Source organism: Paenibacillus sp. sgz302148 (assembly GCF_056120465.1).
Genome location: NZ_JBVYOJ010000001.1, coordinates 729,473 through 742,416 on the forward strand (window position 1 = coordinate 729,473; position 12,944 = coordinate 742,416).

Consider the following 12,944-nt stretch of genomic DNA (forward strand, 5'->3'; position numbering starts at 1 on the left):
TAGGGAAAATCCGTATCGCCTATCCATGTGGGGCCGCTTCTTTGATTTGCACCGAAAGCCAGTCGGTTTTGTAATAGCGGATCATGACCGACAAACCGAAGGCGGTCAAGAAAATATAGAGCGACAGCCAAGCGCCCAAGCTCCCCCACTCCAGCACAAAAATGAACAGGTAAGCCAATGGCACGAACAAGAACCAGCTTAATATCGCCGAGACGCGCAGCAGGAATGTCGTGTCGCCGATGCCGCGAAGTCCGCCCGCATAATAATTGAGCAGCCCGTCGAATATTTGCAAATATGCGGATATCGTGATCAAATATGCGGCAAGCTCGAATACTTGCGGATCGTTCGTATACAGGTTGGCGATCGGACCGGCCCAAATAAATTCAATCGTACCGAGAACGATCAGAAACAACGTGCCGATGATGGCCGTATCGGTTCCGGCGCGGCGTGCCGCATGCGGGTTGTTCTTGCCGATTTCCTGTCCGACGAGTATGGTTGCCGTCGAGCCGAAAGCAAAGGCCGGCATAAATCCGAGCGACATAATGCTGAGCGACACTTCGTTCGCGGCAAGCGCATGCGTGCCTAGCCTTGCGACGAATACGGTAAAAATAAACATCGTCACGCTCATCGAAAATTCCTGGATGCCCAGTTTCCCACTCTCGGCAAGAATCAGTTTCGCTTCCGCGATATTCAGCTTCATTCGGGAACGTGTGTTGTACTTCGCATGCATCCGAACGAGAAATACGTAAGCTCCGCCAAGCAGACCGATAATTTCGCCTGCCAGCACGGCTATGCCGGCACCCTTCAGCCCAAGCTCAGGGAAGCCCAGCGCGCCGAATGTTAACGCATAGGTTAAAAATACCATGATGACGCTGCTAATCATCGATAATACCATCGATGTTTTCGTATCGCCGACGCCGCGCAAAAATCCGTGAAAGACGAAGTTGACGATGCCGAACGCCATCGCATAAAAGCGAATTTGCAAGTATTGCTCTCCCGCGACGACCAGTTCGTCCGAGCCTCCGGTCAGCTGCAAAATCGTACCGGAGAAAAATAAGCCGACAAGGAAGATGACGACGCCGAAGATGACGCTCATCGCGAGCGCCAAATACGTCCGCTCGATTCCTTTTTTCATGTCGCCCGCGCCGTAGTTTTGCGCAACCAAGTAGTTGACCGTATGCCCGATGCCGGAAAAAATTGCAAACGCATTGTACATGATAATATTGGTCACGCCTACGATCGCGATGATCAAAGCGCCCAAATGGCCGACCATGATCAAATTGACCGTGCCGGTCAACGTGGATGTCGCAAACGACAATACGGAAGGAAGGGCGAGGAGAAGAATATGTTTCCAGTTTTTAAACATAAGAAGATGCCTCGTTTTTCCATTTTATAGTCGCTAAAGTTGCGTCTATCTATTCTGTACCATCCTCTGAATAAATGTCAACGAATGTTTGTTCATAATTGAACAAAATTGCGTTAGCTTGGCCATACTACCGTATATTAATGCTCCGAATGATCCACGATAGAAATAAGAAGCCATGAACGACGTCAGGAGCATGAAGTACGATGAGCCAACGTACAATAATACGAACAAAAATGATATGTCTAGCAATCGGAATCTCCGCCGCAGCGCTTTCCGGCTGCTGGAATCCTTACGATAGCGGCATAAGCCGGAATGACCGGAAGCAAGCGGATATCGCGCCTTCACGGAAGGAGAATCGCCTGAACGTCGCGGATTCCGTCAGCAAACCGATGCACCGGGGCCGGGCTACGCTCGCGGAGACCGTTATGCTCGGGGAGGACCATCTGCCGGTCGTCACCAACCCCGATGCCGTGACCGTTGTCGTAAACAAGCAGCGGAACCTGCCTCCCGACTATAAACCGCAGCGTCTCGTAGCTCCGAACGTCCGGTTCTCTTTTGCCGGCAAACATCCGAAGATGCTGATGCGCCAAGAGGCGGCGACCGCGCTTGAGCGGATGTTCATCGGTGCTGGAAGGGCCGGCTATAGGCTGGCCGCCGTTTCAGGGTACCGTTCCTACTCGTCGCAGATGAAGCTATTCCAATATTATAAGAAGCAACTAGGCGAAACCGCCGCCAACCGAACGAGTGCCCATCCGGGCCAGAGCGAGCATCAGACCGGGCTCGCCATGGACATTTCCTGCGCCAGTCTCAATTACGATCTGGACGAATCGTTCGGAGAAACGAAAGAGGGCAAATGGCTTGCGGCGAATGCCGCCGATTACGGATTTATTATCCGGTATCCGAAAGGGAAAGAATCGGTAACGGGGTACGCATATGAGCCGTGGCACGTGCGTTACGTCGGCCGGGAAATCGCACGCGAGCTGCGCGACACCGGGATGACGCTGGAGCAATATTTTGCCGAACGTTCGTAATGAGACAGCCTGGCCTACGAACCCTTAGTGAATGAACAGAAGAAGGAAGTGATTCGTATGCTGATCAAAAAAATATACGTTTATTTGATCATGTTCGCGACATTAATGATGACGATCGGCGGCAGCGTCGCCGTCGTGATGGCGCTCGCCGACATAGCAAGCCCAACTCCCTATTACATGACCTATGAGCAATTCAAGGAAATGAAGCAAACGAAACCGGCCGAACCGGGAGGCGGTACGGGCACGCCGGTTCAAACGGAGACCGAGCAGCAGCTGCGCGCGCAATACGACAGCATGGTCGAGCAGGAAAAAACCGCCGGCAGGCAGCGGGCGGTCAATAGTTTGATCAAGAGCTTGGCTTGGGTCATCATCCCGCTGCCGATATTTATTTACTTCCAGCGTAAAGTGCGACACGGGGACGACGCTGCGTAAGGACCAATCCAATCGTAAGGATCCATCCAATCAACGAAGCGTTGCCTTAATCCGAATCCGTACATAATCGGCAACCCAGATGCCGCCCTGGAACAATACCGGACGTGCCCGCTCTTCCGCAAGGGCGTAAGCACGAGCTTTTTCCTCCGGTGACATGCCGGCAAAATAAAGCTGCCCGAACGTATCGAGCCACGTCGCAAATCCCGCTTCTCCGTCGGCAAGCGGGGTAGGGCGGTCGAACAAGGCGGCGAATTCGACGCGGAAGCCATGCCGCTCGAGCAAGCTAGCGTATTCGCCGACGCTTGGGAAATACCACGGATCACGCGGCCCGGCGTCGATCCCGCATGCCGCAAGCGCCGCGCGAACTGCTTCCGCGATCGCGGAGACGTTGCCGTGGCCGCCGAACTCGGCGACGAATCGGCCGCCGGGACGAAGGGCTAACGCAACCGATTCGGCAACTCGATCCGCTTGCTTCATCCAGTGCAGCGCCGCGTTGCTAAACACGGCGTCGAACGGCTCTTCGACGCGGAACGACTCGCCGTCTCCGACTACAAAAGGGATGTGCGGATATTTGCGGCGGGCTTCCGCGATCATCGGCCCGGACATATCGAGCCCGGTCGGCTCGGCGCCGGACTGGGCGATCCGATGCGACAAATCGCCCGTGCCGCAGCCCAAATCCAATATGCGCTCCCCCTGAGCCGGAGCAAGCAGCTCAATCACGCTTTGTCCGAATTTGGACACAAAGCTCATCTTGTCGTCGTATTGCTCGCCGTTCCATGCTTGTTTCGAATGATCCGTCATCGTCAATCACGTCTCCCTGAAAATGTCTTTATTACGTTATACACCTCCTGCGTTCATTATTCCAATATATAAAACTTATTCACTCTATAGTTTGTACCTATAATGATTCGAGCGCACAAAACAAACGACGGCAGTCAAGCGCGTATGCGCGTAACGGCCATCGTTTATCGTCGATCTATTTGCTCATATCGGAATCGATCCATACCGTTCGATCGGCCGCCGGCTTCCTCTTCGCTTCGGGCGGTCCCATTTCCGGATGGCCCAGGTAGACAAAACCAACGACGATGCCGCTTGGGGCAACCTCGAACAGCTCGTTCATCTTCGGATGATACGCCTGCGGGCCGGTACGCCATACTGCGCCAAGGCCGAGACTATGTGCGGCAAGCAGCATGTTCTGAACCGCGGCGGCAACCGCCGCTTTATCCTCGATCACCGTAACGGCGGAGTCATTCGCCGGTTCGCAAGTGACCGCGATTATGACCGGCGAGCGAAGCGCCTTCGCCCTTTCTTTGCCCAGCGTCTCTTCATTCGCTTCGGTCAAAGGCTCGGTCATGTTTTCTTTGGCGATGTCTGCGAGTACAGCGCCAAGCCGTTTTCTCCCGTCTCCCTGCATAACAAAAAACTTCCACGGCTCCGTACGGCCGTGGCTCGGCGCCCAAGTCGCCGCTTCCAAAATCATTTCGACGGAAGCCCGGTCGACCGGCTCCTGCGTTACTTTTCCGATACTTCTGCGCGTGCGGATCGCATCCAATACGTTCATTCCGTTCTCTCCTATCCCTATGCCGTTCTCATTCCTTTCTCATTATACCGCGAAAAGACCGATGAATAAAATACGGCTGCCGTCCTCCTTCGTCCCGGAATCGACGCAGGCCAAGTTGCCTTGCTTAACGTAAACCACGGGTGATACACTAGGCTCAAACCTTTCATTAGATCAGGAACAGGAACGGGGAAACCGATGCATAAAGATTTCAGTTTGCAGGAGCTTGCGACGTTTCATAAAATTGCGGAAACGATCAATAAATCAACCGATTTGAACTGCGTATTGCATGAAGTATTGGAAAGAGTCGTTGGGCTTTCCGGCCTGGAATCCGGCTGGATTTATCTCGTGAACGACGACCCGCCGCATTTCAGCTTGGCCGCTTCGTACGGGCTGCCGCCGGCACTGGATGCGAATGACAAGCGCGCCATGCTGGACGGTTCCTGCTGGTGTCTCGACCGATATAAGGCAGGAATACTGCAAACCGCGGAAAATACGATCATTTGCAAACGTTTGGACGATGCCGTCAAGCATGGTTTAGGCTGCACGAACGGCATCACGCACCATGCCACCATTCCGCTGACGGCCGGCAGCAAAATGTTCGGTTTGATGAATTTGGCCGCCGCGGAAAAAACGCATTTTACGGAGGAAGAACTCTCGATGATGCAATCCGTCGCCTACCAGATCGGGACGGCCGTAGAACGGACGCTGCTTTACCAGGCGCAGCAGAAGAGAGCCGATTTGTTCTACCGGCTCGGGGAAGCGACGCGGGAGCTCGGCAAGCTGTCGGAAACGGAACAAATTCCGGCTATCGTCTCCGAATGGGTCGCCCGCAGCCTAAACTGTCCGGAAGCATATCTGTTCATGGAGGACGGAAGCGAGTTGGTTCAAATGGCTTTGTTCCGGGACGGAACGACGATCGTTGGCCGCAAATCCCCCGATTGGAGCGCGCTCGGATCGGTCGATATGGCTTTCCGCGACGGCAAAACGATGCGCTTGAATCGCTCTAGCTCCGATGATAGCGTAAATGCTCCCCCGTTCAAGCCGGGAGCTCTGTCGTCTGTTGCGGTACCGGTTCTGCTGCGCGAGAAACCGATCGGCGTAATTTATGCTTGCAGCCCGCAAATCAATCATTTCGACAACACGGACGTCGAAGTGCTGGAGTCTTTGGCCGATCATATTTCACTTGCCTACGAAAACGCCAAAATCTATCAGATGCAAATGGATATGCAGCGATGGGACGAGCGGAACCGGCTGGCCCGCGACCTGCACGATTCCGTATCGCAGATGCTGTTTTCGCTGCAATTTACGGCACGCGGCATGGATAGCCTGGTCGACGAAGAGTCGGCGACGCTCAAAAACGCCCTTCGCGACATCCAGCAGCTGACGCAAAACGCGCAGAAGGAAATGCGTGCGCTCATATGCCAGCTGCGGCCGGCCGAGCTGGAGGAAGGACTGCTTACCGGACTTTACCGCTACGGCAAAAGATTGGGTCTCACCGTCCTGACCCATTCGGACGGGATTAGCGAGCTTTCGCAGAGCGTGGAGGAAGTGTTGTACCGGATTGGCCAAGAGGCGCTGAACAACGTCCGCAAGCACGCCCGCACCTTAGGGGTGCAAATCACATTGCAACGGGAAGCGGGAAGGGTGACGATGTGCATTGCCGATCACGGCCGGGGCTTCTCGAAACATTCCCACAAGAAGCTCGAAAGCCTCGGTTTAAAATCCATGCGGGAACGTGCCGAATCGCTGGGAGGCACTTTCGCTATGCACAGCGACAGCGGCAAAGGAACGACGATTCAAGTATCGATACCGGTAAGCTCGTAAAGGTCGTAAAGGGGATTACAATGAAAATTAGAGTGCTTCTTGTTGACGATCATGCGGTCGTCGTAAAAGGACTGCAATTTTTTTTGCGCTTGCAATCGGATATCGAGGTGGTCGGCGAAGCCGTCAACGGGAAAGACGCGCTCCGAATGATGCCGGAGCTGAAGCCTGATGTCGTGTTGATGGACTTGCTCATGCCGGAGATGAACGGAATCGAAGCGACTAAGCTCATAAGGCAAGATTATCCGGAAACGAAGGTCATTATGCTGACCTCTTTCTCCGAGCAGGATCAGGTTCTGCCCGCGATCAAAGCCGGCGCGAACGGTTATTTGCTCAAGGACGTTCAGCCGGACGAACTCGTTGAGGCGATCCGCGGCGTCTATCATGGCAAAGCGCAGCTTCATCCGCGAGTCACGGAGCAGCTGATGACCCATCTTGCCGACAATGGGGCCGATCCGGCGGAGGACGACCAGATCGAGTCGCTTACGCCCCGCGAGCTGGAAGTGCTCCGGCTGATCGCGCTCGGCAAGAGCAACAAAGAAATCGCCGCAGAGGTTCATATTACGGAGAAAACGGTCAAAACGCACGTCAGCAATTTGCTGGCGAAGCTCGGATTGCACGCCCGCACGCAAGCGGCGATTTATGCAATCAAGCACGGACTCGCCGAAGCGGAGTAAAAACTACATCGAAAGTCTGAGATAAGGTCCAACCGACGTTGGACTTTTTTCGTAGTCAAGCCTCAGCCGACCTGCCGAAGCGCACGGAACGGTCCGGTGATATGATGGAATCACGAAACAACATATCATCGTCCGGTTCGGACGACAAAAGGGAGATAAATGAGGATGAGTAAAGTACTGTTTATTAAAGCGAACAACCGTCCTGCCGAGCAAGCCGTCAGCGTCAAGCTGTACGAAGCTTTCCTGCAGACTTATAAAGAAACCCACCCGCAAGACGAAATCGTGGAACTGGATCTTTTCGCGGAGCAGCTTCCCTATTACGACAACACGATCATGACGGGCATGTACAAATTGGCGAACGGCTACGAGGCGACAGCGGAGGAAAAAGCCGGCGCGGAAAAAGTGCTCGCCTACCTGAATCAATTTCTGGACGCGGATAAAGTCGTCATTGCATTCCCGCTGTGGAATATGACGGTTCCGGCCGTCCTTCATACGTACATCGACTACTTGAACCAACCGGGCAAAACGTTCCGTTATACGGCCGAAGGTCCTGTCGGACTTGCAGGCGACAAAAAAGTCGCGCTGCTGAACGCACGCGGCGGCGTTTATTCGGAAGGCCCGCGCGCCGCGACGGAAATGGCCGTCAACTTCGTAAACTACAACCTGTCGCTGTTCGGCGTGAACGATGTAACTTCGATCATCGTCGAAGGCCACAATCAATTCCCGGACCGCAGCGAAGCGATCGTGCGCGAAGGGATCGAAAAAGCGGTCAAAGCAGCCGCTTCGTTCTAATCCGCCACAAGCAACGCAAAGAAATCATGGACGCAATAATAAGCCCTGCAGCTCGGAGCTCTTCTCCAGCCGCAGGGCTTGTTTTATTCGAAATGATGCCGGTCAGCCATTAGATTTTAACCGTTTCTCCCGTTTCCGCGGAAATATAAATCGCTTCGATAATTTGCTGCAGCTTCGTGCCTTCCTCGGCTGTCGACAGCACTTTGCCTTCGCCGGCAAGCGTCTTCACGAAAGCTTCGATTTCCGCCGTATGGCTGTCCACGTTCGGCACGGAGGTCGGCGTAATGTCCACGAGCGAACCGTGTTTATCCTGGAAAATCGCAATCGGCGAATAGTCGCAACCGCCTTCGGTCCCGTGCAGGCGCACGTTTACGGAGTCTTCCTTCGTATGTAAGATAAAGCTCGTGTCCAGATGCAGCGTCGCGCCGTTCTCGAAACGGATCATCGCCATCGCCATATCCTCGACGGAGTAGTTTTTGTAATCCCAAGATCCGCCCCATGCGGAAGTGAGCGGACGCGTTCCCAGCTCGCGGTAGGTTGCCCCCATGACTTGCGTCGCGCGCGGATACCCCATCAGGTACAGGGCAAGATCAAGCATATGGACGCCGATGTCGATCAGCGGTCCGCCGCCTTGCAGCTCCTTGTTCGTGAAGACGCCCCAGCCCGGAATACCGCTGCGACGGATCGCCGTGACGCGGCCTGCATAGATGTTGCCGAGCTCTCCGGCATCCACGAAACGCTTCAGGATTTGCGCCTGGCTCGTATAGCGATGATTGAAGCCGTAAGTCAGCAGCTTGCCCGATTTGTTCGCCGCGTCCTCCATCGCCTTGGCTTCCGCGCTCGTCATGGCCGGCGGTTTCTCGCACAATACGTTGCAGCCGGCTTGCAAAGCGGCAATCGCCGCCGGAGCATGGAATTTGTTCGGCGTACAGACGCTGATCGCGTCCAGTTCAACGCTGGACAGCATTTTTTCGTAATCGGTGAAGCCATGCTGGAATCCATGATCTTCGATATTTTTGTTGACGATGCTTTCGTTTACGTCGGCGATTGCAACGAGCTCGATTTTGTCGCTATGCTTCTTATAGTTGGCGATGTGCGCATATTGAGCGATGCCTCCGCCGCCAATGATGCCAATTCGGATTTTGCTCATCTGAATAAACCGCTCCCTTGCCGTATTTGGTATAAAACTAAATTCGATTATACACCACCCGGGTACAATTAAATAGGCGGATACGGGCAACCCAAAACAAAAATCCGGACAACCTCGCTTAGGGAGGTCGTTCCGGATTAAGATTGGGTGGATGAGGGAAAATGAATGCCTTGACCGTGTTCTAGCGGTTCAGCAAGCTGCCGACATACCGCAGCAGCTCGTTCGCGCAAACCGGGCAATATCCATGTTCGTCGATCAGCCGTTTGGTGACCTCATTGATCCGTTTCAGCTGTTTTTCATCCGGCGTTTTGGTGGATGTCGTAATTTTCACAATATCTTTCAAATCGACGAACAGCTTCTTCTCGATCGCTTCGCGCAGCCGCTCGTGGCTGTTGTATTCGAACTTCTTGCCTTTGCGCGAATAGGACGAGATCCGAATCAAAATTTCCTCGCGGAACGCTTTTTTCGCGTTTTCCGAAATGCCGATTTGCTCCTCAATGGAGCGCATGAGCCTCTCGTCCGGGTCCATCTCCTCGCCGGTTAATGGATCTTTGATTTTGTGCGCATTGCAGAAGGCTTCGATATTGTCGAGATAATTCTCGAACAACGTCCGTGCCGATTCCTCGAAAGAGTAAACGAACGCTTTCTGGATTTCCTTTTTGGCCAAATTATCGAATTCCTTGCGGGCAACCGAGATGAAATTCAAGTACCTCTCCCGCTCCTCCTTCGAAATCGACGGATGCTGGTCAAGGCCGTCCTTCAAAGCGCGAAGCACGTCAAGGGCGTTGATGCACTGCATGTCTTGCTTGATGAGCGCGCTGGAGATCCGGTTGATGACGTACCTGGGATCGACGCCCGACATTCCTTCTTCCACGTATTCGTTCTGCATCTCCTTCAGGTCGGCTTCCTTGAAGCCTTCGACCTCTTCGCCGTCATACATGCGCATTTTTTTGACGAGGTCCATGCCCTGCTTCTTCGTTTCCTTCAGCCTGGTCAAAATCGAGAAGATGGCGGCCGACCGCAGCGCATGAGGCGCAATATGAATATGGTTCATGTCGCTTTGCCGGATCAGCTTGCTGTATATTTTCTCCTCCTCGGTCACCTTCAGATTGTACGGAATATGCATCACAATCATCCGGGATTGGAGCGCTTCGTTTTTCTTATTGCCAATAAACGCCTTGTATTCCGATTCGTTCGTATGGGCAACGATAAGCTCATCCGCCGAAATCAACGCGAACCGCCCGGCCTTGAAGTTGCCTTCCTGCGTCAGCGACAGCAGGTTCCACAGAAATTTCTCGTCGCACTTCAGCATTTCCTGGAATTCCATAATGCCGCGGTTCGCCTTGTTCAGCTCGCCGTCAAAACGGTATGCACGGGGGTCGGACTCCGAGCCGAATTCCGTAATCGTCGAAAAGTCGATGCTGCCGGTCAGGTCCGCAATGTCTTGCGACTTAGGGTCGGACGGGCTGAATGTGCCGATGCCGATCCGGTTTTCCTCGGAAACAAGAACCCGCTCGACGAGAACATGTTCGATATCGCCGCCGTATTCGGTTTTCAGTCGCATCTGGCAGGATGGGCACAAGCTTCCTTCGATTTTGACACCCAGCTCCTTCTCGACATCGGGCCGCAGCTCATTCGGTATCAAGTGCAGCGGTTCCTCATGCATCGGACAGCCCTTGATCGCATATACGGCGCCGCGATCCGTTCGGGCGAACCGTTCCAGCCCGCGTTTCAGCAGCGTAACGAGGGTCGATTTCCCTCCGCTCACCGGACCCATGAGCAGCAAGATCCGTTTACGGACGTCAAGCCGCCGCGCCGCGGAATGAAAATATTCCTCGACCAGCTTCTCCAAAGCGCGATCCAAACCGAATATTTCCTGTTCGAAAAATTTATATTTGCGGTGCCCATTTTCTTCGACAACGCCATACGAATGAATCATTTCGTAAACTCGGGAATGCGCGGTCATCGCCGGCGCAGGATTCGCTCGAATCAAATCGATGTATTCCGCAAACGTTCCGGACCAAGCTAGTCGTTCGCTCTCTGCACGATGCTCGGATATTCGCTTGAAAATATCCATAGGTGTAACCTCCTCCCATGCCCCTTAAAGTTTTGTTCCCCCGGCAGCAGCTGTTGGCTTCCGTGCTTTGTCGTCGCAATAGACTACCCGTTACATTTCGGTATAACGAAGTGTATTACAATCCTATGCGGGAAGACAGGATTAGTTGCCCGAAATTTTATCCTTGGGGAACGAACCAAATCGGCTTGAAATCAACCCATCCCAGCTGATTGAAGCGGATGCCGCGAACCGAGGGATGGTATTTGATATTCGTTTTTTTGTGCAGCAAAAATAAAATGTAACGATGCTCGCGGAGCAATCCTTCCATCTCCGCCAGCTTGCGCGCGCGCTCCTCCGGATTCGGTTCGGCTACGACATCCGCGACAAGCCGGTCGCGTATTCCGGCCAATTCGTCGCCCATATGGGAATAAATAAAATCGCCGGCCTGCTGGAACATGCCGATCCGATCGACCTCGTCATCGTTTAATACCGCCTCGTATAGAATGCAGTCCGAATTATCAATGAAGCTTTGACGCTGGACTTCCTCCTTCGGTGCAATGTATATCTCGCATGCGATTCCGTTCGCCTTGCACTGATCCTGGATCCAATACGCATCCTTGGCGTGCCGATGGCTCGTGAACAGCCGAATCGGCTGTCCGTCATAGCCCATCTCGGCAAGCAGCCGTCGAGCGGTTTGCGGATCGTAGTCGTCCGTAGGCTCAAGCGCATGGATTCGGGCGGACGGCATGAAGCTATGCGCCGGGTAAACCCGATTGTCGCCGATTTCGCGAATCATTCCTTTGCGGTCGACGAGCCGATGCAGCGCTTCCCGGAATTTCAAATGCCGATGCGGGCCGGGCTTCGTCATATTAAACGTCAGCAGGCTGCACCCGGGCACGAGCCAATCGTCCTGCTCCCATCCTTCCAGCGCCGGCTCCCCGGCATCGCCGTGCGAGCAAAGCAGATGCTCGAGCGTAGGCAGCTGCAGGATGTCCGCTTCCTTCTCCGGAACGATAATGATTTCCACCCGGTCGAGATGGGCCCGTTCCTTGAAATATTGCGGGAACGCCTCAAGCACGATCAGGGTGTCCGTCTTCTTCGCCATGCGGAACGGGCCCGCTCCGACAGGCTCGTGATCGAACGTGTCGCCCCGCTGCAAAGCGATATCCTTCGGCACGATCGCGCAAGCGGTCGTACACAAATACCGAAGGAACAGATGGTTCGGCGAATTCAGCTTCACCCGCACCGTCCGCCGGTTGATCGCCTCCGCATGGCCGATATGCGGAATAACCCAAACTTGAATGCTCTGACAGGCGTCGCCCAGCCTTTGCAGCGTAAATACGACGTCGTCCGCTTCAAGCTCCCTTCCGTGATGGAACCGTACGCCTTTGCGCAAATAAAACGTCCATTCCGTCGCATCCTCATTCGATTCCCAGTGATGCGCAATATTCGGCACGATCGCCTTCGCGTCATGGTCGTAACGGACAAGACCATCGAACAATTGGCCGACCAGGTGGAAATCGAACGCATAAAATACGCGCGCCGGATCCATCGTCCCGACCGTCCGAAAAACGGGAAAACGGAGCGTCTCCACCTCCTGTTCGTCGAACGTTTCCGTGACATAACCAAAGTAGCTGTTCAGCCACTCCATAAACCGTTCCTTGACGGACGTCCCTTCCCCGTATTCATGAATATATTCAAGCGCTGTTTTCATATCGCCTTTGACGGCGAACGATTTCGCTTCTTCCAGCAGCAGCGGTTCCTTCGGCTCGATAAATGCGATCGATGAAGCGTTTCCGCGGCCGAGGCCGGGCTGCCACCTGATCCACTCCAGCGCCTCCAGCTTGCGGATGACGAACTTGACGTTGCGCGGCGTACAGCATAATACGCCAGCCAGCTCGTCAATGGTGACAGGAAACGGTTCTTTCTCGCCGATATTTCCGAAATGATTGCGCAAGTGAAAGTATTGCAGTACCGGTTGCATCGGCAGTTCCTCCTAAAAGGTGAAATGGTGTAATTCAATTATACCCTTTTTATCCCCTTTTCCCAGCGTATACT

General features: G+C 54.0%; 11 protein-coding genes. 5 read left to right on the forward strand and 6 right to left on the reverse strand.

What is annotated here, in order from left to right:
- Positions 1-19: 19 nt before the first annotated feature.
- The gene (locus tag AC0LWM_RS03310) at positions 20-1,366 is read right to left on the reverse strand and encodes an MATE family efflux transporter (RefSeq protein WP_474673464.1); all 1,347 of its coding nucleotides are present in this window, start codon (positions 1,364-1,366) and stop codon (positions 20-22) included.
- Between the two features lie 203 nt (positions 1,367-1,569).
- On the opposite strand from AC0LWM_RS03310, the gene AC0LWM_RS03315 reads away from it, so the two are divergent.
- Entirely contained in the window at positions 1,570-2,397 is an 828-nt protein-coding gene (locus tag AC0LWM_RS03315) for a M15 family metallopeptidase (protein WP_474673465.1), read from the forward strand.
- 57 nt (positions 2,398-2,454) lie between these two features.
- On the forward strand, positions 2,455-2,829 hold the full coding sequence (locus tag AC0LWM_RS03320) for a hypothetical protein (protein WP_474673466.1): 375 nt from the start codon (positions 2,455-2,457) through the stop codon (positions 2,827-2,829).
- Between the two features lie 30 nt (positions 2,830-2,859).
- Here AC0LWM_RS03320 and AC0LWM_RS03325 read toward each other — a convergent pair whose 3' ends face one another.
- Entirely contained in the window at positions 2,860-3,630 is a 771-nt protein-coding gene (locus AC0LWM_RS03325; RefSeq protein ID WP_474673467.1) for a class I SAM-dependent methyltransferase, read from the reverse strand.
- 175 nt (positions 3,631-3,805) lie between these two features.
- Complete coding sequence (locus AC0LWM_RS03330; RefSeq protein WP_474673468.1) at positions 3,806-4,390, reverse strand: nitroreductase family protein; 585 nt, start codon at positions 4,388-4,390, stop codon at positions 3,806-3,808.
- A gap of 195 nt (positions 4,391-4,585) precedes the next feature.
- On the opposite strand from AC0LWM_RS03330, the gene AC0LWM_RS03335 reads away from it, so the two are divergent.
- The 3 genes from AC0LWM_RS03335 to AC0LWM_RS03345 all read left to right on the forward strand — a co-directional run bounded on the left by AC0LWM_RS03335 (position 4,586) and on the right by AC0LWM_RS03345 (position 7,680).
- Positions 4,586-6,214, forward strand: a complete 1,629-nt coding sequence (locus AC0LWM_RS03335) for a GAF domain-containing sensor histidine kinase (protein WP_474673469.1) — start codon at positions 4,586-4,588, stop codon at positions 6,212-6,214.
- 20 nt (positions 6,215-6,234) lie between these two features.
- Positions 6,235-6,888: a response regulator gene (locus AC0LWM_RS03340; protein WP_474673470.1), complete on the forward strand. Its 654-nt coding sequence runs from the start codon at positions 6,235-6,237 to the stop codon at positions 6,886-6,888.
- Positions 6,889-7,053: 165 nt separating this feature from the next.
- Positions 7,054-7,680 carry an FMN-dependent NADH-azoreductase gene (locus AC0LWM_RS03345; RefSeq protein ID WP_474673471.1) on the forward strand — a complete coding sequence of 209 codons (627 nt, stop codon included), beginning with the start codon at positions 7,054-7,056 and terminating at the stop codon, positions 7,678-7,680.
- Positions 7,681-7,789: 109 nt separating this feature from the next.
- Here AC0LWM_RS03345 and AC0LWM_RS03350 read toward each other — a convergent pair whose 3' ends face one another.
- From AC0LWM_RS03350 to AC0LWM_RS03360, 3 genes are all read right to left on the reverse strand, one after another.
- A complete protein-coding gene (locus AC0LWM_RS03350) occupies positions 7,790-8,830 on the reverse strand; it encodes a Gfo/Idh/MocA family protein (RefSeq protein WP_474673472.1) in 1,041 nt (346 codons plus the stop codon).
- A 181-nt stretch (positions 8,831-9,011) separates the two neighbouring features.
- The gene (locus AC0LWM_RS03355) at positions 9,012-10,907 is read right to left on the reverse strand and encodes a PrkA family serine protein kinase (RefSeq protein WP_474673473.1); all 1,896 of its coding nucleotides are present in this window, start codon (positions 10,905-10,907) and stop codon (positions 9,012-9,014) included.
- A 157-nt stretch (positions 10,908-11,064) separates the two neighbouring features.
- The gene (locus tag AC0LWM_RS03360; RefSeq protein WP_474673474.1) at positions 11,065-12,870 is read right to left on the reverse strand and encodes an SgrR family transcriptional regulator; all 1,806 of its coding nucleotides are present in this window, start codon (positions 12,868-12,870) and stop codon (positions 11,065-11,067) included.
- Positions 12,871-12,944: the final 74 nt, after the last annotated feature.